Below are 20,012 nucleotides of genomic sequence, written 5' to 3'. Positions count from 1 at the left end.
AACGGCAGGCGCAAACCTAGGACGCGGGCGTCGCACAGTCGCTCCTTGTTGCGCAGAAGGATTCGGTCTTCTCACGACCCTCTTCGTCCACGCGGTGCATTCAGCCGGATCGTGGTCCCCACAGAATTATCGCGGCTCCCAACAGGCAAGCTGTGGCTCCGATGACGTCCCATCGATCCGGTTTCACGCCTTCAGCAGCCCACAGCCAGAAAAGGGCTGATACAATATATACCCCTCCGTAAGCCGCGTAAGTGCGGCCAGCATGCTCCGCATCAACGAGGGTCAAGAAGTAGGCGAAAAGGCACAACGAAAGCACACCGGGGATGAGCCATAGGGGTGACCTGTCGAGCCTGAGCCATGCCCAAAACGCAAAGCATCCCGCGATCTCAGCAAGGGCCGCTCCGACGTATGCGAGGGCCAGCATTCAACCGAGGCTTCGCGCTGCGAACATGCCGACTAGCAAGGCTCCAACCGAGAGGACGACAGAGCCAATCACATACGCTCCAAGAGGTAGCCAATTCGCCTTTTCCCACATCAGAGCGGCATCGAGACTGAACGCGGAAAATGTGGTGAACCCGCCGAGAATGCCGGTCCCGAGAAAGAGACGCAACGGCTGATCTCCTTCGCCTCGCGCGAGCAAGGCAAAGACCACGACTCCCATCAGAAAACTACCAAGGACATTCACAAGCAGGGTTCCGAACGGGAACGAGGGGCCGAGCAGGAACAATGCTCCTTTATTCACTGCATGACGCAGTGCTGCACCAATCCCCCCTCCAATGAATACGATCAGATAGGTCATCGGCCGACACTACAGGCGGGGGCCGCGTTTCCAAATGTCGGATTTGAGCCGAAATAATACATTGAAGTTGGTGGTTCGAACGTCCGAGTTCGACTCTTGGCGTCTGGAAGCGGCCGGTCCGATCTCGGCCACTTTCAGCCTCAGGGCGGACTTGAACGAGCGGCTGCTTTCGGGAAGTCGCCAAGCGGCTCTGAATGTCGGCTAGTGGGTCTATTCTGCCGTTCTGCAATTCAATCGACGAAGATGCTCGTACACGCCGCAACCAACACCAAGTCGGGCGAAGCAAACCTTCGCAACTCTCCGGATATTACAGGGTAACGAGCTTACGCAGATCCTCGATTCTCGTCTCGATCTCCGCATTCGAGACTTCCACCTGAAGCTTCTCTTGCACAAAGTGTAGTCTAGCCTCGTTCTCGCGAACTATCTCTGCCCAAGTCTTGATCCAGAATTTGAAGCTGTCACCGTAGATAAACAGCCCAGGCGGCCGATCGGCTTGATGAATCCGTCCTGCGACTTCAGACTCGTATTCGCTGGCGACCAAGAAGAAGTTCCAAGTGGTATCCGTGTGGAGGTACTCTGGCTCGCACCTGATCGCGGTGACGTAATCCTCGACTTGATCGAGTTCCTTACGGCCAAGCTTAAGCGACGGTCGCTTGAGCTCGATGAGTAGAAACTCGCGCTTGCCAGCGTCGGAGTGTGGAACCGACCTGCCTAGGAAGACGTCCACGCGGGCGACTGAACCATCCTTCTTGGTAACTTTCCTTCCCTTGCGCTTCTGACCGAGATCCTCTGCCACCCTGTTCATGACCTTACTGAGGCCGGACTCGCCCATCGTGATGTGGAATCGCTCGCCGAAGAGCCAGGTGTGGTCTCGTATCAGAGCGTCGAGTTCGCCCCGTTCCTTTACTTTCTGCCGGTGCTTGGGATCGAAGATAATCCCCTTCAGAACTTCCAGCGTGGTTACCCGATCCGAGATGAGGCTCGATGCGCCGATGATGTTGCCAAGCTCGGTCTTCTTCAGAAGTGATGAGAATTCTGACTGTTTGCCCTTGGGCAAGTTCACGACTGCCTTCAGGATGGTCGAAAGGTCCTCGGGATTGCGCTTGATAGCCTCCTTAAGAAGCGTCAGCGTCATTTTCTTCAGCGACGCTTCTGCCTTCGAAAAGTCCCGGGAATGCGAGTTGATGGCGTAAGTGGCGATGTCAAAAACCTGACGTTCTCGCCGCTCGATCTGGTCACGAGGTTCACCCTCATAGGGGTACGCGCCCTGATTCTTAAGATCTTGGATGATGCCGAGTGATTGTTCGCTGAGCCGGACTCGGAAATACTCGGACAGCGCCTCCCTGATATGCGACAGGACGACAACAAAGTCAGGCTCGTTTAGGTCGTCGAGTTCGAGAAGGTTGTGGTCAGCGACCTCTTGGAAGTATGAGCTGTAGGCGTAAGCTGAAAACTCGAAACCGGGTGCGGTGACGTGGGCTGGCTGCGAACCAAGCACGATGCCGTCTTCGCCTCCAAAATGGATTTGGCGCGTGTCAGTGGCCGCTTTCCATTCGATGACCTTGACCCTGAGGTCGTTAATAGTCCTATCGGGAAGCTGAACGATTATGGCAGGCAGGTCCTCGCACCGCCGGATCGTTAGGTTAGGATCGACTTTGAACCCGTTGTACCAGATTTCGACATTAGGGTATTGAAGCACGTAGGGCGCAAACAGCGTGCTGAACCTGCTGAAGGCTTCGGTGCTGGATAGCTCGTCAAACGTGCTCTTCAGCATTGTCAGCACCACGCTAGTACCGGGTGCTTCGGCAAACGGCTTCTCAGCCTCGCTCACCTCGCAACGTTCTAGGGATTTCGAGTGGATCTCGATGGTCCTGGACGCCAGGGAGCTGATCTCCGCACCCGGGACGATCTCGCGCGTGGTGGAGAACCAGCGAGCGCGCTGAGCAAGGGAGAAGAAGCGGAGACGTCCTCGCCCTTCCTTCCCGTGAATGGCGCGCCCTAGCCCTGATGTACGATGTGCATCTCGTTTCCAGCTTGCACCGAGGTTGCCGAAATTAACTTCAGCATGCTGAGCGCTGATGCCGCCTCCGTCGTCAATAATGTGGATTGCCGCCAGTCCGCCAAGATCGTTGCGCTCGAGCTTGATCTCGACCTTGCTCGCGTCGGCATCGAGAGCGTTCCAAACGAACTCAGAAAGCGCGCGAACTGGATCGCGGGTCGCCGCGTCCCGTTCCAAGAAGTCCTGCTTCGCTTGAAGGTTGAGGGTTGTCATGGGTTCCGACCGGTGTTGCAGCGGAGAAACCTAGCCCCGGGCGGTGGGGAAAGCGATACGCTCTTCTAAGTCCCAAGAAGGTCACCCAGGGCGTCTTCAACTGCATTCCCAAGGCGAAGATACCGAGCTTGCAACCCGGCGGCCTTAGCTCCGGCGAAATCGTTTCGTAGCGAGTTTCCGATCATCAGCACTTCGGTGCGACCTCGAGCCGTTTGCACGTTTCCTCGTAGAGTAAGGCGGACGGCTTGGCTGCGCCCACCTCGAAGGATAGCACTTCGACGTCGATGAAGGCCGCCAACCACTGTCGCAGAGGCCCAGCGTATGGGAGGGCAAGGTTGGACGCGATCGCCAATCGATATCCCAGCCTCGCAAACGCTGCAGGACCTCCAGTGCGCCTGGCAAAGGCTGAACGGAGGCGAGTTCAAGCCGTAAGTCGTCTTCAAGCTTCTCCAAGATGCCAGCCTCGAGCATGCTTTCAGCGAAATTGCGGTTCGCGACGTCCCTGAGCGACATGGGAACAGTCATCGGCGATGGGTTCAACTGACCGCCGGCGAGCGCCGCCAACCGCTGAAAGGGCCGTCGGATGTCCGTAATCGTCAGCAGCGTGTCGTAGCAGTCGAACGCGATAGCCTTGGGCTGGCCGTCGATTTCCTGTCCTTTAGCCATTGATGGTTGGTCCTTGAAGTTCGGCATAGGAGCCATCTCGATGGCGTTCAGGGCTTGGTTCATCGCGCATCGGCAGCTTGCGCCTTGACCTCATGTTTTTGAGTGATCGGAACGGTCGCCACCCCATCATCGCGCAAGCTGCCAGGTCATGAGCTAGTGATCGAAGCGGTGTTCAATCAGGACGTTGAAGCCATCCGCGAGCGCTGAGGTGGGCTCGTGTGCGATCTGAATCAGCAGGTAAGCCATTGCCTCAGACAGCAGGGAGACGGCGACTGGCTGCGAGGGGTCGAACCCGGCCATAACGTTGGCGATGCTTGAAACGCTGGGGCCCAGTCGTTCCCGCAACTGTTCTCTCGCCGCACCTTCGTCAGTCGCTATTGTCGCAAAGAAGAGGTGGAGAACGCCGGCCGAGCTATGCTCAGCGCATGTCGCCGTGAAGAGCGTCGGCCCCCAATTCATCAAGGGAGCGCCACCACGGTCAAGGCTGCGACCAGTATGTTTAACCACCATGGATGCTTCGTCGTCGCAGTCCGATGAGGCAAGCAGCTCGGACATATCCTGCGGCGCCATGTCATAGACGGCGGTTGCCCCGTGCAGAACGATCGCCCGCATGAACATGGTGCGATCAACACAGGCAGTCAGCGCATTACGACCGCCGAACAGGCTTCTGGGCGCCGCCATCCAAGCGGCAGGATCATAGGACGAGCGCTCCCGAGCAAAGCGCGACCCCGTCTCCGCCGCCACGAACACCAGTCGTCCAATCTGGCGATGCGTCAGGGTGACCTTGAGGTCGGAGGGGCAGTCTGGCTCTAGCGGATCACAGAAAACGAAGTCGTGGACCTCGTCCTGACAGCGCTGGTGTTCCGCCAGCACCGGTTGGAAGAGCACCATCGCCGAAGCCGAGCAATCAATTGATTCCTGCATCCTACGCTCCCTGTCTAACCGCCATGCGAAGCGGTCGATGAAGCAGGTAGGTTAACCTTGTAGTAACTACAAGGTTTGAACACAAATTTAGCTTTCAGGCTTGAAGGTATTGCTCACTGACATTCAGCATCGAGGTATTCAGTCACTCTCTGAAGGTCATTCGGTTCGCCGCTCGCCATGATTGTGATTGCCGAGCGCCCCCCATGAATCGGCACTTTGCCGGGTGCCCGCATCCACTCAGCGGCCCGGTGCGCGTCCGGCAAAAGAGTGTTCACGGCTCGATAAATACGAAAGACATAAGAGAGCCTATGGAGGGTTTCCTGCTTGATCGAGGCAGGCTGTTCCTTGGCCAGCCTGAGCCCTTCTTCATCCAAATTGAGGATGGCGGCTCGCTCGGCTTCACTCAGCCGCCAGATATCAGCGATGCGAAAGAACGTTCGCAGCCCGGCAGCCTCGAGTTCAACGTGTTGATGGTGATCCACCGCTATGTCCTCGCTTGCCGTCAGGGCAACATGACATAGAAAACCTTGAAGCGACTACAAGCTTGCGTGCTGTCAGCTGTGGTCAGTTTCGCAGTGCTCATGATCCGCGAGAGCTAGCATGATCCGGCAGTCAGAGATCTGTCCGCCTCGGCATTGTGAAATCATGCGTCGGAGTTCGGCTTGCAGCTTGGTGAGCTGACCGATCTTCCGGCCCACTGCCGCAAGTTGATGACTGGCGATCCGATCAGCCTCCCCGCAATCTTGGTCGGGCGCTTCGGATAGCTCGAGCAGCAACCGTATATCTGCGATTTCGAAACCCAGGCCCCTGGCGTGCCGGATAAATGTCAGACGCTCAACGTCGCGATCATCGTAGTTGCGGTAGTTCCCGTCCGTTCTTCCTGCCTTGGGAAGAAGGCCTATCCGCTCATAATAGCGTATCGTCTCTGTGTTCGTCCCCGTCGCCTTCCCGAGCTGACCGATTTTCAATGCCATGTCAGTGTCCCCTCGGGGCAGCGTTAGTGCGCTCGGCCCAAGTTCGTCGACCCTTTACTTGCCGGCTCGACCATCAGGAATCTTGCAACCGTTAACCGCTGCGCTTTCGAGCATTGACGTTGAAAGCTGGGTGGGTTGGCGAAAGACCACCGCTCGATTTCCCGTCAGAGCTTGACCCTGTAGCCACTACAAGGACCATAAGGCCGCCATTCTGATTCGATTGAGGTAGCTAATGGCCTGTAATCATTGTGCTGCGGGGGCGCCAAGCGCGGCAGCCGATGCGCGCTGGCGTCAGGCGCTGTGGATCGCTCTGGCGGTTAACGGCGGTATGTTCGCCATCGAGCTTGCCGCTGGCGTGATGGCCGATAGCAGGTCGCTCCAAGCCGACGCCCTCGACTTCTTCTCGGATGCCGCCAACTACGCCATCTCGCTCGGCGTTGTTGGGCTCGCTCTCGTCTGGCGTGCGCGTGCCGCCCTCTTCAAAGGCCTGACTCTCCTGCTGCTCGGCGCTTACGTGATCACCACCGCCGTCGTGGCGGCCATGCAGGGGTCCAGCCCCGAGCCGTTTGTAATGGGCGGCATCGGCATCGCTGCCCTCGTCGCCAATATTGCCGTCGCTGTGATGCTGTTTCGCTGGCGTTCGGGTGACGCCAACATGCAATCAGTCTGGATCTGCAGTCGCAACGACGCGATTGCGAACATCGCGGTAGTCGCCGCCGCCCTTGGAGTCTTCGGAACCGGGACACGTTGGCCGGATCTTATCGTAGCCGGCCTGATGGCGGCTTTAAGTTTCGCCGGCGGCTGGAAGGTCGTTCGGCTCGCTATGGCTGAGCTTCAAACGTCTTCCGCCCCGATTGCAACGCAGCGGTGAAGGCATGGGCTTTCCCTTTGGCGAGCATCGCTGGTAAAGGCTGCCTCTCGATGCGTCGTATTCTACCCTTGGTCAGCGCTTTGATGCTGATGCTTGTCATTTGGACAGGCAGCGCTGCGCATGCGGCCGAGGCGTTCAGCTGCGCCGAGGTGGCGGCGAGCGCCGAGGGCCACTTCGACGGGGATAGCGATGAAGTCCCTGCAGACGGTGATAAGGCCGCTCCGCATCATCACAGTGCCTGTCATGGCCACTGTGTGGGCACGCCGCAGGAGGCCAAAAAGGGTGCATTCCCGGGCGCCAAGGACGCAAGTGTGATTGCGTCTACGGCTGCCTTCCAGTTCGGCAACGACCCCGGGACCGCATTGCGTCCGCCGATCGCCTGACGACACGCTGACGCTGGCTGGCTTCGGTCCAGCTGGCTCCTCCAGTGCCGTCAGGAGTCTTTCTGCATGTTTCGTTTATCCGCTGCGGCCTTCGCCGTGGCCATGGTTCCCATGGCGGGCGCCGGTGCGCAGGTCATCACGCCTGCAACACCGCGCGTCGGCTCACCAATCACTACACCACGCGCTGGCCCCCCAGCGCCCCTACCTTCTACACCTCTTCCCCTGCTCGTTTCACGAAGCGGGCCACTGCCGGCGTCGTTGACGCTTGTTCAGGCACTGGAGGAAGCCGAAGCGCGGTCGCCAGCAGTGCTCGCGGCTCGCGCACGCGTTGAGGCCGCTTCAGCGCGCATCGGGCAGGCCGGTCTTCGCTCTAACCCAGAACTCAGCGTTGAGGTCGAGAACTTCCTCGGCACCGGCGATCTGGCTGGGCTTCGCGCGACCGAAACGACGGTAGCGATCAATCAGCGGCTCGATCTTGGTGGACGTCGGCAGGCACGCGTCACGGCAGCGCAAGCCGAACTGACGGCGGAGCGTATCCGGCTTAGCATTGCCCGCGCCGACTTAGCCCGGTCGGTGAGGGAGCAATTCGCACGAGCCGCCGTCGCTCGCGATCGCCTTCGTCTCGCGGAAGACAATGAAGAGCGAGCTCGCGAGTTGGCACGGATTGCCCAGATCCTCGTCGACAACGGTCGTGAGCCCCCTCTTCGTGCCCTTCGAGCAAGGTCAGCGGCCACCCAAGCTGCCGCAGATCTTGAGGCAGCGCGCGCGGAGGAACGGTCTTCCAGAGCAACCTTGGTTTCACTGTTCGGCATGACCGACCCGGTACAGAGCCTTAGCGGAGGCCTCATCGATCTTACGCCCAGGCTGGTAAATCCCGGGCTCAGCCTTGAAATGCGTTTGGCTGAAGCGGAGCGTCTCGTAGCCGAGTCAGCACTCAGGCAAGAACAGGCTGCCAGTCGGCTCGACCCTGCTGTCGGGCTAGGCGTCCGCCACGTGCGGGAGGCCGGCGCAGTAGCGCTCGTCGGCGGGGTGTCGCTTCCGCTGCCGGTGTTCGACCGCAATCGCGGCAACATTGAAGCTGCCCGGGCCGGTATCCGTTCTGCCGAAGCCAATGTGGCGAACGTTCGCGCTTCCGTGCAGGTAAGGGCCGCGAATGCTGTGACCAACGTCCAGTCAGCTACGACACGAGTGGAAGCACTTGAGCGCTCCGCCATTCCGGAGGCGACTGAGGCGCTTCGGCTTTCGCGTCTCGCCTACATCGAGGGCCGAGCCTCGCTGGTCGAATTGCTGGATGCTCAGTCCGCCTACCGCGAAGCTCAAGCTGCCCTCATCGATGCCCGCCTCGCGCAGGCCCTCGCGACCGCCGAACTCGGCCGGGTCGCCGCACAACAGGATCCCCTATGACCGTGATCGAACGCGCGACCTCCGTCATCCAATTGCGTGACGGCCGCTCCAAGCTGATGGCTGGCGGAGCAGCTCTTGCCCTGCTTGCAGGCCTCGGTGGCGTGCTGATTGGCAGGAGCATGGCACCCACTGCCGTCGCGACCAGCACTGAAGCTCCTGCCCCCGAAGGCGAAGCGGGCGAGGAGCAAGGACCTGAAGGCTTCATTTCGATGACGCCGGCACAGCTCGCGACCAATGGCATTGCCGTTGAACGGGTCGCCCCGGGCTCCATCCTGTCAGAGGTAATTTCGCAGGCAACCGTCACCGCGCCTCCCCAGGGGCAAGCATTGGTGACTGCCCGAGCCGACGGCGCCATTACCCGCATCAACAAGCGGCTCGGCGATCCTGTTAGTGCGGGCGAGACAATTGCCCTCCTTGAGAGCCGTGACGCTGCAGCTTTCGTCGCAGAGCGCAACGCTGCAGCCGCGCGCGCCCAAGCAGCGCGAGCTGCTGCGGCCCGAGAGCAACGACTTTTTAATGCCAAGGTGACCGCTCGCCAGGACCTCGAGGCCGCTGTCACCGCTCGGCAGACGGCGGAGGCCGAACTGCAGCGTGCTGAGGCAGCCGTCAGAACAGCCGGCGTGACCGGCAACGGCCGTTATCTCGCCGTCCGTTCGCCGATCGGCGGCAGAATAACCGAGGTAGACACGCAACTCGGAGCTTACGTGGCCGCTGGCGCTGAGCTCTTCAACGTCGCCAATCCGAACAGCATTCAGATCGAGGCAGCTGTCCCCGTGCCCGAGGCACAGCGACTCCAGCCGGGTGACCCGGCGGTCGTCGAGCTACCGGGTGGCGGCATCGTCGAGGCTCGGGTTCGTTCGATCACCCCGTCGGCCGACCCACAGAGCAGGGCAATCGCCGTCATCCTTCAGCTGTCCGGCGCGCCTGGTGGTCTGCGCCAAGGCCAGGCGGTCAGAGCCCGTATCACCCCTCGAAGCAGCGAAGTCAGCGGCATCATCCTTCCTGAGGACGCCGTCCAGCAGGTCGAGGGCCGCGACACCGTTTTTGTCCAGGTGAAGGGCGGCTTCCAGACGGTGCCAGTCCAGATCGGCCAACGTAGCGGCGGCCGCGTCGAGATTTTGAAGGGCCTTCAGCCCGGCCAGTTGGTCGTCTCGCGTGGCGCTTTTGCGCTGAAGTCGCAGCTTGGGGCGAGTGAAGCGGAACACTGATGGTGTTGTCCGCTCCTCCCCTAATCTCATCAGGATTGATCCAACATGATTGAGCGTATTCTCGACGCTGCGATCCGCTTCCGCTGGGCCACGATCGGTCTGACCTTGGTGATCGCTCTCTATGGCGCCTTTCAGCTTCTCAAGCTGCCGATCGATGCCGTTCCTGACATCACCAACAAGCAGGTCCAAGTAAACGTCACCGCACCCCAGTTCGGCCCGCTCGACATGGAACGGCTGGTTACTTTTCCGATGGAAACGACTCTCGCTGGTATCCCAGGCCTAGACTACACAAGGTCGATTTCGCGCAACGGCTTCGCGCAGGTGACGGCAGTGTTCGACGAAGAGGTCGACATTTACTTCGCCCGCCAGCAGGTCGCCGAACGGCTGGCTCAAGCGAGCGAAAGTCTGCCCGACGGCGTCCAGCCGCAAATGGGGCCTGTCTCCACCGGACTTGGCGAAGTCCTGATGTGGTCGGTTGATTATCAAGCCACGGCAACGGCGAAGAACCCAAAGATCGCTGGACGCCCCGGCTTCCAGCCCGATGGCTCCTATCTCACCATCGAAGGCGAAAGACTTACCGATGAGGTCTCCAGGCTGGCCTACCTCAGGACCATCCAAGACTGGGTGATCCGGCCGCAGCTGCGCAACGTGGCCGGGCTGGCCGGTGTCGATAGCATTGGGGGCTACGAAAAGCAGTTCGTGGTCCAGCCAGACCCGGCACGTTTGGCATCCTACGGTGTGTCGTTCACCGAGCTCGCTGATGCTCTCGAAGGCTCGAACATCTCCGTCGGTGCCAACTTCATCCAGCGTGCCGGCGAAGCCTTCCTCGTGCGAGCCGACGCCCGCATCCGGCACATCGACGAGATCGGCGGCACCGTCATCGCCAATCGCAATGGCGTAGCGGTCCGTGTGTCGGATGTGGCCAACGTTCGTTTGGGCGGTGAACTCCGCACGGGTGCTGCCTCCTACAACGGCAAGGAAGTCGTCGTCGGAACGGCGCTGATGTTGGCTGGCGCAAACAGCCGGGTCGTGGCCGAAGCCGTTGCCGAGCGCCTGAACGAGGTGGCTAAGTCCCTTCCACCGGGCGTGAAGGTGACGCCTCTGTATGACCGCTCAGCGCTCGTGGATGCTACTATTTCGACGGTGGAGAAGAACCTGATCGAGGGCGCCCTTCTCGTCATTGCCGTACTGTTTTGGCTGCTCGGAAACATCCGAGCCGCCATCATCGCGGCGCTAGTAATCCCGCTCTCATTCCTGATGATGGCGATCGGCATGACTCGCTACGGGGTGTCGGGAAATCTGATGAGCCTCGGCGCCCTCGACTTCGGTTTGATCGTCGATGGCTCAATCATCATCATCGAGAACTGCCTGCAAAGGCTAGCCGAGCGACAGCATCGCGAAGGCCGCCTCCTCCAGCTGTCCGAGCGGCTCCACGAGGTGTTCCAGGCTGCGAAGGAAATGGTCCGCCCAACCCTCTACGGGCAGGCGATCATTCTTCTCGTGTTCGCGCCCTTGCTCACCTTCACCGGCGTCGAAGGCAAGATGTTCACCCCGATGGCAATCACCGTCATGTTCGCTCTTGTCGGTGCCTTCATCCTCTCGCTCACCTTCGTTCCAGCGATGGTGGCCGTGCTGATCAAGGGCAAGGTTGCGGAGAAAGATGTCGCGGTCATTCGCTGGACCAAGGAGCAGTATGAGCCGCTCCTCGGCAAGGTGCTTTCGCGACCCAAGCCGTGGATTGGCGCCGGCCTTGGGGTTTTCGCCCTCGCCGGCGTTCTGTTCACGACCTTGGGTCAGGAGTTCATCCCGCAGCTCGATGAAGGGGACGCCTCAGTCCAAGCGATCCGGATTCCTTCGACCTCCCTCGATCAATCCCTCGATATGCAATTAAGGGTTGAGCGGGCAATCTCGTCACTTCCCGAGGTCGCTTTCATCTACTCTAAGACCGGCACGGCCGAGGTCGCAACAGACCCCATGCCGCAGAATATCTCCGACTCTTTCGTCATCCTGAAGCCTAGCAAGGAGTGGCCGGAGGGCGTCGCCAGCAAAGACGACGTGGTCGAGCGCATCGAGCAGAAGATGGGTTCGCTCACCGGCAATGCCTTCGAAGTCAGTCAGCCGATCGAAATGCGCTTCAATGAATTGATTGCCGGCGTTCGTGGCGATGTCGCGATCAAGGTGTTCGGTGATGATCTGGCTCAACTCGAAACCGTTGCCGCTCAGGTCGCAGCGTCGATCAGCAAGGTCGAAGGCACGGCAGACCTTCGTTCCGAACAGACCGCCGGGTTCCCGACCTTGGAGGTGGTGTTCAACCGAGCCGCAATCGCGAGCTACGGGCTGACTGTTGAAGAGGTAGCAAACACCGTAGCCGCAGCCCTTGGCGGCCGCGAAGCTGGCATTGTCTTCGAAGGCGATCGCCGCTTCGACATTGTGGTGCGGCTCGACAACGCTACCCGCGACAATCTCGAAGCCATTGGCGCACTGCCGGTCATGCTGGAGAACAGCGGCGCCAGCGCTCGCACCTCGGTGCCGCTTCGTGAGGTCGCCAGCTTTCGCTTCGCCGACGGGGTTAATCAGGTCAGCCGGGAAAACGGACAGCGGCGCGTGGTCGTCCAAGCCAATGTTCGTGGTCGCGATCTCGGCTCCTATGTCGAGGCTGCGCGCGATGCGGTCGAGCGCGAGGTTAAGCTGCCCCCCGGCGTCTTCATCGAGTGGGGTGGTCAGTATGAGAACCTACAAGCCGCCTCAGCGAGACTTTCTCTCGTGATCCCGGCGGTGTTCCTGCTGATCTTCGGCATCCTCTACATGGCTCTACGTAGCTTCAGCTCGGCGCTCGCGGTCTACTCAGCCGTGCCTCTTGGGCTGGCTGGAGGCGTCTTCGGCTTGGTAATTGCGGGCTTCCCCTTTTCAATCTCGGCAGCTGTTGGCTTCATCGTGCTGTCCGGAGTTACCGTGCTCAATGGCTTGGTCGTGATGACCAGTATCCAGCAGCGGATTGGCGCGGGCGAAAGCATCGATGCCAGCATTCGTGGCGGCATGATGGAGAGGGTTCGGGCTGTTCTAATGACGGGTGTTGTCCCGGCGATTGGGTTTGTGCCGATGGCCTTGGCCACAGGCCGTGGTGCGGAAGTCCAGAAACCGCTGGCGGTCGTGGTAATCGCCGGTCTCATCGTGGCGACCCTACTCACGCTCTTCGTGCTCCCGGCGATCAGCCACTTCCTCCTGCACAGGGCTCGAGCCCGCCATGTCCAAGGTGACTACGGAAATGAGGATCCGCTCGGTCGCGAACCTGTTCTGGCCGAATGATTCGACGATAGGAGACGAAGCATGGCGCATGATCACGGTGGGCACGCCCACAACCACGCGGCGGGCGCCAACAGCAAGATGCTGGCCTGGGCCCTCGCCCTTACGACCACTTTCCTCGTCGCCGAGCTGATTGGGGCCTACATCTTCAACAGCCTCGCGCTACTCTCCGACGCGGCGCATATGTTTACCGACGCAGCGGCCTTGGCAATTGCTCTGGCTGCCGTGAAGATCGGCCAGCGGCCAGCCGACGAGAAGCGAACCTTTGGCTACCGGCGCTTCGAGATTCTGGCGGCCGCCTTCAACGCTCTGCTGCTCTTCGCGGTGGCGGCCTACGTCCTTTACGAAGGCATCCGCCGGTTCCTTGAGCCCAGTGAGGTGCAATCGACCGGGATGTTGATCGTAGCCACGATCGGACTCGTCGTGAACATCATTGCCATGCGCCTGCTGGTCGCCGGCAAAGACAAGAGCCTGAACGTAAAGGGTGCATACCTAGAAGTCTGGGCAGACATGCTCGGATCGATAGGTGTGATCGCCGGTGCCGGTGTGATCATGGCAACCGGTTGGCAGTGGGTCGACCCGCTGGTCGCCATTGGCATCGGCCTATGGGTGCTTCCGCGTACATGGATACTTCTCAAGGACACCACGCGCATCCTGCTGGAGGGAGTGCCGAGCGGCATCAGCCTGGCCGAAGTTAGGAAAGCAATAGCCGTCGTCCCCGGCGTGGCTGGTGTTCACGATCTGCATGTCTGGTCGCTTACTAGCGACGACAACAGCCTCTCCACCCACGTCAAACTCAGCGAAGGAGCCGATTTCGAAACGGTGCGGATCGCGATCGCTGCCGTGTTGCACGAGCGCTTCGAGCTGCAGCATTCGACGATTCAGGTTGAACGTGAAGACTGTGAGGACGCCGATGCCCTTCATCCGTGATCATCAGCATGGAGGTCGTGGTTGGTCAGTGAGGGCCACTTACATCGTCCTGATCGCCGCGATTGCGGCGGAGTGAAAGGAAGCCGTCATGGTGCATCACGGTCGGATAGGTCTGCCGGTCTTCACACCAAAAGGATCGCTTTACGATGACATTCGGAGCAGGATCGCGAGTGCTGGGGGCACCATCAGTCGCGACATGCTGGATGAGGAACTCGCCACCCATGCGTCGTGCTCAAAGCGGATCGCGGAGGTTGGCGGTTTATCCGCTCTTCTGACCAACATGCACCATAGTGGAGAAGTCATTCTAGAGCGGAAAGTCATCTCGCTCACCGAGCGCGCGAAACGGAGAATGGCGAAGCAGAGAGGGGCGAGATGAAGCACGACCGTCCTGTCCTCGGGGGCTTTGCAGTAGCTCTGCTAGCGTTGCTGCTGACGCTTCTCGCCGCAACTGCCTGGCGCGCTCTCACCCCAGCGTCACAGCAAACCAACGATGCAATTCTCGACGCGCGCGCGGCCAAGGGAGAGCTTTGAAAGAGGGTGCGCGTTGAAGCGTTCTCTCGACGAACTCTAGTTTAAGTCCTCAGACCTCTCGCTGATACCCTCACAGCACTACGATGATGAAGGTGGATAGAATTCGATCTCCGATGCAATTCATCGGAGGAAAGAGTGCGCGACGAGATCACAATGCAGCTGGCGGAGTTACCTCCGCACCTCTGGGCGGATTCTCTCCGTCGGTTGGAAGTTGTTCACCGTTACCTTGCCCTCGACAAGCCGACGACTGCCGAGGCAGATCGTTCGGCTGCCGAGCTAGACTTGGTTCAGCGCAGCTTCTTCCGTCTCGCCGCTGCAGTTCGCGAACTTCGCGCCGGCAGAGCCCCGAAGGTTTCCTTGCAGGGACGTCAGAGCAAACTTCGGCACGACACGCGCAGCGTATTGGACACAACCATCGCGGATCTTGGTCCAGGCGCACGTGACAGCGAGATCTTTGCCGAGTGCCGCCGGCGGTGCAAAGAACAAGGTATCGTCCCGCCCTCGTGGAATGCGATCCGAACACGCACTGGCAAGCCGGTGCTGAACCCTGATCTGCGGAGCCGCATGCGCCGCGACGCTGATTTCGTCCTCGACGCATGTCCTCTCGACCTGACGGTGCAGGTTGCTTCTGGCGACCCGCAATTGGCTGTTCTCACCGCGATCATCCATGTCGACAGCGGCGAAGTGCTGGGCTTCCACCTCGATGGGCAACCGATGGATGCGTCAGCGGTGGCGCACGCTTTCATGGACGCCATCGAACATCCGCGAAGCCGCCGCCATTCCCGACCCTCAGGTCAACGACTGATTGTCTCGACAGCCGTGCAGCCGTACATGTCAGTCGTTAAGCATCTTGCTCAAGCCGCCCAACTGCAACTGGACACCACGGCCTCCCTTGGCCTCACGCCCGGCACTGCGCTGACAAACGCCGTTGGTCGGAAGATTGGGCGCATTCCATTCGTGCCGCGCGCCCGCGCGAAGGCTCATCCTGAGTTGGCTGTCCCGCTTCACCACGCACAAGCAATTGTGGGCGAACTCCTCGCTCGACGTTCTCGTGCACTTAACGATGTGAGCCCGCCTCACTCTGGCTTAGCGGGCCCCAGGCAAGTCCGCTTCGTTCGTGACGTTGCGCTCGGCATTCTTGAGGATTGCGGCTGACGAGGCGTCGAGCGCCGGCAGAAACAAATTAGTCATGCTCCGCAGAATCTCAATCAGGCGCTCCCGACGGGCGGCTCGGGACCGGCCAATCTTCATCTGCTGCAATATCCCCTCGTTCCACTTTCCCACGGCGTGCCGCACGACTTCCTCAGCCTTCGCAAAGGGGAGAGGTGCGGTCGCGAGCTGCTCATCTACAATCTGGGGATTTGCCGTCGATCGAATGAGCAAGGTGTAGGGGCCCAAGCGATTGCCGATCATACGAAATATGTTTTCACCATGGCGGCGGGGTCCACGGCCCGATCTCGCGGTGACACCATAGTCCAGCATGAACCCCGATATCTTGACGTCTTCGGGATCAACCCAATGGAAGTCGCGGAGCCGAGTGGCTACAGTCAAGCTGGCGCCGGCAAACTCGGGCACACGAGACCAGGCGTCGACGAGGGCGGCCAGCACACCGGATAGCGGGTTGCCTCGTCTAAGTAGCCCAACACCACCGATAAGCTTGGTCTGCCGGTCAATGAGCAGCGTAACGACAACATACTCGAGCCCCTGAACGCTCTCGGTGGTGAGAGTTATTGCCGTCTGATCCAGAAGCCAGTGTCCGCCGAAAATGCGTTCGCCAGCGTCCCGCAAGCGGCCTTCAGCTCGAAGGGCAAGTAGACGGCGCCTGATTGCAGCAGTTGAAGGAGGCTCTACGTTCGCCGCTTTGCATGCTTCCAGCACCTCGCTGACCACGGTCTTCCAGCGCGCATCGCCTTCGGTTTCGAAGATCCGCTCCAAGGTCATTTCAGCAACCTTGCCCAAGCCGTCGGCGGCGGCCGATGACCGCTGACGCACCCTAAAATTCGGAGCTAATCCTGCCACGGGTCCGTGCTCGCGAAACTTGCGGATCAGCCGGTAGAAATTGCGCTCAGACATGCCGAGATCCGCCGCCAAGGCAGCGGCATCCGCAGATGTCGGGGCTGGCATCCCCAAGTATTTATCAAGAGCCCTTAGTCGCTGCAGAACGGCAGTTTGATTTGCGAGCGGCAATCCAAGGAGCGTGGCCTCGTTGCTTTCGAAGGCGGCCCGGCCGCCCGAGTGTTTCGCCACAAGTTCAAGATCAACTGCCGAGATCATCGTTCCTTAGTACGCGTGCCTGCTTCAGCAGGCAACGATCGCTTTCACATTTTTTGTCAGCAGAAAGCTTGCGCCCGGCGCAGCTCAACACTAGCTATGGCCTCTCACCGACAAGAAAAGTGGAAACGAATCATGGACGAGCGCTTCTCAGTCGACCCAGAGAAGGCTGCTTTCGAAGCCTCGCAAATCCCGGTCCTCAACAAGGGCGCTGGCCTTGCTGGACCGGGTGACGACACCCAGGATACCGTTGCTCCCGTGGTCGTCACCGACGCCATGCGGCGGCTTACCTGGCGCCGCCGGCAGGCTCGTCCGTGGATGCGCGGGCCCCACGGTCAGGCTCCTGAAGCGTGAGCGAACTCAAGAGTGAAGACATCGTCGCGACCCCGGTTGCGACGCATGTCGATCCGCGCTTCGCCATCGCTCGCCAGCTGCTTGATCCCGCTGTGACGCCGGATCGTACCCGTGTGCGCCCGCTCACGAACTTGCCTGAGGCGGGCGACGAGCTCGTCACAATGGCTCACATGTATGTAGCCGCCCACGGCGGCTCCTTGCGCACCTTCACCGGCAACCTCGCGCACGAGAATGGCTGGTGGCCCTCGTACAAGCGCCGCCGACTTCAATATTGGGAAGGCATGACGCAGCGCGCCTACCTCATGCGCTGCGAGGTGGATCCTGACGTGGAATGGGCGCAAAGCGAGCGCCGCCGCTTCGAGTTTCCCTTGAATGGCCGGCTCCGTCGATACACCTGCGATGTTGAGGTTCAGAAGACTGACGGCTCGATCGAGATCGTCGAGCTCAAACGCGACGAGCGCGACCTGCAAGACGAAGATTATCGCCATACCCTTGCCGGGGTTGCCGAAATTTGCCGCCGCTGTGGTTGGACTTTCAAGATCGCTCTGGCACCCGAGATCTTCGTGTCACGTCACCACCGTGACAACGTCGAGCTTTTCCAGTCGCGTCGCTTTGCGCGGGTCAGCCCCGATCACATCCGCCGGCTCGACAGCTTCGCTTTGAAGCGCGGACTGGCCAGCAGCTACGGAGAGCTCGCCGAGGTCATCGAACCCAGCTTTGCTCCGGCCGGAATGGCCGTGCTTCAGGCGCTTCTCGTCAGAGGCCGGATCAGCATGGACCTTACTCAGCCCATCTTTCACGAGACGCCTGTGCGTATCGTTTAGAACCGCCCCAATCCCGAGGAGACCCGAGGCGCCTGCAAGCGCCGACACACCGCTGAGCGCGTCGCTCAGCGGACAGGAAAACTATTGCCTAGCAGGGAGAAGACTATGTCGCATTACAACTATCCTTTGAACACCATCATTGAGATCGATGAAGCGCCTTACAAGTATGTGGGCTTGCCCATGCCGGGCCGCATTCATCTGATGCACTGCCAGACGGGGCTGCCCTACATTGTCGAAGACAACGAGGGCTTCATGGGGTTGTTGACGCCAGAGGGCTACGATGAGCTGCTTTTGGAAGGCCGCCTCGTCGTCCGCGAGACCGAGCGAGCATCGATCGCTCGCAAGATGGCTTCTGAGACGGAGTGGACTTTCGCTGATTGCGACGAGCTAGATCCGAAGGCTCGCAAGATGCTCGCACAATGCGAGGTCCTCGACGATCATGGCGTACCAAATGGCGTTAAGGCGATCGGGCTTGCGTTGGCCGATCATTGGACTCCTGAGCTTCGTGAGAAGTACGGCGAACATGACAATCCGCACACCATCAAGCGGTGGCGTACCGATCGTGGTTTCGCGGGAGACCGCAACATCCGCGACATGGTCCGAATGACCGGCCGGGTCCGTCGTGCTCCCTACTTCGACGATGTTCCGCAAGAAGTTCTTCAGAAGGGCGCTCTTCTAAACTGGACGCAGCAGTTCAGCTACACGGACGTGGCTGTTGAAATCAGCAACGAGCTGCGCGACATCAATGCGGGCCGCTCATCTCTCTATGCGAAGCCGGAGAAGCCCTACCCTGTTCCGCACTACGCAACGGTGCGGCGTGCCTGCCGCGCCCTGATTGGAGCCGTCACCCGCGAAGCTCGCGACGGAAAGGCCGCTAGCGAGGCCGATTGGAAGGGTTCAGGCCGCCCGCTGACCGCAAAGCGTGCCCTCGAACTGGCGATCATCGACCATACGCCCATAAATGGCTTTTTCGTTCTCGACCTCGATCACGAGATGGTGGCTGGCAAGCCATGGTTGACCGTCATGATTGACGTTCACAGCGAGGTGATCCTCGGCCACGTCATCACGTACCTCCCACCTTCCTACTGGACTGTCGGCGAGGTGCTGAAGCGGGCAAGCCTCCCTAAGCGCCCTCCGCCCAAGCTCATCGAGCGATATCCCATTCTTCGCCGTATCTGCGGCAGGGCAGCGGAAATCATCGTCGATAACGCGACTGAGTTCCGGAGCCAGGCGCTTGAGGACGCTGCTAAGGGCGCCGGTTTCGCCGTTCGCCACTGCCCCATTAAGAAGCCGCGCTACCGCGCGATTGGCGAGCGCATCTTTCCGACGCTGCAGGAGAAAATCACTAAGCTGATTCCTGGGGGATCGAAGCCCATCGCTCTTGCGCGGAAGCTCGGCCATGACCCTGAAAAGGAGGCATGCGTTACGGTGCGCGAGCTGGAAGCCTTGGTGAACGCCGCAATCGCTGAATATCACATCTCCCCTCACTCTGGCCTCCAGGACCGCCAGCCCGCGCTTATTTTCGAGAAGAGCGTAGCCAAGCATGGCATCGACCTCATCCACGATCTCGCGGGCTTCCAACGCGAGATAATGGATGTCGTACCCGGCGCACAGCTGTCCAACACCGGCTTGCGGCTCTTTAACCTGCGGTACCACTGCATTCGCGGGGTTCCGAGCTTGCTCGAGGACCTCGTTGCCGTGGAACCTCGCCGACAGTCGACTGCAGAAGCAGTCGCCACCGTGAAGGTGAAGTACGACCCTCAGGACATTTCGGTGGTCCACGTCTGGAATCGCGTCAAGAAGACTCACACCACCCTTCGCTGCTCGGATGAGACCTACGCGGAGGGAATGCCGCTCTGGTTTCACAATCAGCTTCTTGAGCGTGCGCGCGACGAGGCGGCCGCCTTTAATACAGAGGCAGAGCGAATTGCATTCCGTTCGCGGCGCATCAAGGCCATTCGCAATATCTCACCGGAAGCCAAGCACCGTGAGCGACTCACGCTCGCACGGCTCTACGAGATCCCGCGCCTCCGGCAGATAACGGGCAATCTCGTCCACCTTCACATGGACGAACCCGAGCCGATTTCCCTCGAAGAATTCATCGCTCACGACCTTTCAGCGACTACGATGCTGGACGACGAAATCTTGGCTCCTCGTCTTCCTATCGATCAATCTCGCAAGCCCAAGAAGAAGCGTGATCGTCGTGACGCAGGCCAGGCCCATGAAAGCCAAGAAGGTCAGATGCCCGCCCGTCGCACTACCCGCACCCGCCGCGTCAGCGGCAGCTATGAGTGAAGG

18 protein-coding genes are annotated in these 20,012 nt (G+C 60.2%); 10 read left to right on the top strand and 8 right to left on the bottom strand.

The window, feature by feature from the left end; all coding sequences use genetic code 11:
- Positions 1 to 100: 100 nt before the first annotated feature.
- The 7 genes from V6R86_RS06860 to V6R86_RS06830 all read right to left on the bottom strand — a co-directional run bounded on the left by V6R86_RS06860 (position 101) and on the right by V6R86_RS06830 (position 5,635).
- On the bottom strand, positions 101 to 424 hold the full coding sequence (locus V6R86_RS06860; protein WP_338503138.1) for a YnfA family protein: 324 nt from the start codon (positions 422 to 424) through the stop codon (positions 101 to 103).
- Complete coding sequence (gene crcB, locus V6R86_RS06855; RefSeq protein WP_338503136.1) at positions 425 to 799, bottom strand: fluoride efflux transporter CrcB; 375 nt, start codon at positions 797 to 799, stop codon at positions 425 to 427.
- Positions 800 to 1,106: 307 nt separating this feature from the next.
- Positions 1,107 to 3,071: an ATP-binding protein gene (locus V6R86_RS06850; protein ID WP_338503134.1), complete on the bottom strand. Its 1,965-nt coding sequence runs from the start codon at positions 3,069 to 3,071 to the stop codon at positions 1,107 to 1,109.
- A 144-nt stretch (positions 3,072 to 3,215) separates the two neighbouring features.
- Complete coding sequence (locus V6R86_RS06845; RefSeq protein WP_338503132.1) at positions 3,216 to 3,800, bottom strand: hypothetical protein; 585 nt, start codon at positions 3,798 to 3,800, stop codon at positions 3,216 to 3,218.
- 90 nt (positions 3,801 to 3,890) lie between these two features.
- Complete coding sequence (locus V6R86_RS06840) at positions 3,891 to 4,661, bottom strand: hypothetical protein (RefSeq protein ID WP_338503130.1); 771 nt, start codon at positions 4,659 to 4,661, stop codon at positions 3,891 to 3,893.
- A gap of 113 nt (positions 4,662 to 4,774) precedes the next feature.
- Complete coding sequence (locus V6R86_RS06835) at positions 4,775 to 5,143, bottom strand: DUF2384 domain-containing protein (protein ID WP_338503128.1); 369 nt, start codon at positions 5,141 to 5,143, stop codon at positions 4,775 to 4,777.
- Between the two features lie 72 nt (positions 5,144 to 5,215).
- Positions 5,216 to 5,635 carry a helix-turn-helix domain-containing protein gene (locus V6R86_RS06830; RefSeq protein WP_338503126.1) on the bottom strand — a complete coding sequence of 140 codons (420 nt, stop codon included), beginning with the start codon at positions 5,633 to 5,635 and terminating at the stop codon, positions 5,216 to 5,218.
- A gap of 232 nt (positions 5,636 to 5,867) precedes the next feature.
- Between V6R86_RS06830 and V6R86_RS06825 the strand changes: the two genes are divergently transcribed.
- The 7 genes from V6R86_RS06825 to V6R86_RS06795 all read left to right on the top strand — a co-directional run bounded on the left by V6R86_RS06825 (position 5,868) and on the right by V6R86_RS06795 (position 15,420).
- Positions 5,868 to 6,506 (top strand): cation transporter, encoded by a 639-nt coding sequence (locus V6R86_RS06825; RefSeq protein WP_338503125.1) that lies wholly within the window; start codon positions 5,868 to 5,870, stop codon positions 6,504 to 6,506.
- A 50-nt stretch (positions 6,507 to 6,556) separates the two neighbouring features.
- Positions 6,557 to 6,889 (top strand): hypothetical protein, encoded by a 333-nt coding sequence (locus V6R86_RS06820; protein WP_338503123.1) that lies wholly within the window; start codon positions 6,557 to 6,559, stop codon positions 6,887 to 6,889.
- A 258-nt stretch (positions 6,890 to 7,147) separates the two neighbouring features.
- Positions 7,148 to 8,293, top strand: coding sequence for a TolC family protein (locus V6R86_RS06815; RefSeq protein WP_338503121.1), 1,146 nt, complete (start codon positions 7,148 to 7,150; stop codon positions 8,291 to 8,293).
- Entirely contained in the window at positions 8,290 to 9,501 is a 1,212-nt protein-coding gene (locus V6R86_RS06810) for an efflux RND transporter periplasmic adaptor subunit (protein ID WP_338503119.1), read from the top strand. Before V6R86_RS06815 ends, V6R86_RS06810 begins: the two co-directional genes overlap by 4 nt.
- A 45-nt stretch (positions 9,502 to 9,546) precedes the next feature.
- Entirely contained in the window at positions 9,547 to 12,807 is a 3,261-nt protein-coding gene (locus V6R86_RS06805) for a CusA/CzcA family heavy metal efflux RND transporter (RefSeq protein ID WP_338503117.1), read from the top strand.
- A gap of 21 nt (positions 12,808 to 12,828) precedes the next feature.
- Positions 12,829 to 13,734, top strand: a complete 906-nt coding sequence (locus V6R86_RS06800; RefSeq protein ID WP_338503115.1) for a cation diffusion facilitator family transporter — start codon at positions 12,829 to 12,831, stop codon at positions 13,732 to 13,734.
- Between the two features lie 666 nt (positions 13,735 to 14,400).
- On the top strand, positions 14,401 to 15,420 hold the full coding sequence (locus V6R86_RS06795) for a hypothetical protein (RefSeq protein WP_338503112.1): 1,020 nt from the start codon (positions 14,401 to 14,403) through the stop codon (positions 15,418 to 15,420).
- Here the strand turns inward: V6R86_RS06795 and V6R86_RS06790 are convergent.
- Positions 15,352 to 16,539 carry a hypothetical protein gene (locus V6R86_RS06790; protein ID WP_338503110.1) on the bottom strand — a complete coding sequence of 396 codons (1,188 nt, stop codon included), beginning with the start codon at positions 16,537 to 16,539 and terminating at the stop codon, positions 15,352 to 15,354. The genes V6R86_RS06795 and V6R86_RS06790 overlap by 69 nt on opposite strands.
- A 132-nt stretch (positions 16,540 to 16,671) precedes the next feature.
- Here V6R86_RS06790 and V6R86_RS06785 point away from each other — a divergent pair, with 132 nt between their 5' ends.
- From V6R86_RS06785 to V6R86_RS06775, 3 genes are all read left to right on the top strand, one after another.
- On the top strand, positions 16,672 to 16,890 hold the full coding sequence (locus V6R86_RS06785) for a hypothetical protein (protein WP_338503108.1): 219 nt from the start codon (positions 16,672 to 16,674) through the stop codon (positions 16,888 to 16,890).
- Entirely contained in the window at positions 16,887 to 17,714 is an 828-nt protein-coding gene (locus tag V6R86_RS06780) for a hypothetical protein (protein WP_338503106.1), read from the top strand. Before V6R86_RS06785 ends, V6R86_RS06780 begins: the two co-directional genes overlap by 4 nt.
- 105 nt (positions 17,715 to 17,819) lie before the next feature.
- Complete coding sequence (locus V6R86_RS06775; protein WP_338503104.1) at positions 17,820 to 20,009, top strand: transposase family protein; 2,190 nt, start codon at positions 17,820 to 17,822, stop codon at positions 20,007 to 20,009.
- The last annotated feature ends 3 nt before the right edge of the window (positions 20,010 to 20,012 follow it).

Origin of the sequence: Sphingomonas kaistensis, from assembly GCF_036884275.1 — a bacterium.
Classification (GTDB): domain Bacteria; phylum Pseudomonadota; class Alphaproteobacteria; order Sphingomonadales; family Sphingomonadaceae; genus Sphingomicrobium; species Sphingomicrobium kaistense_A.
The sequence above is the reverse complement of the archived record's forward strand: the minus strand, read 5'-3'. Positions and strand labels throughout refer to the sequence as shown.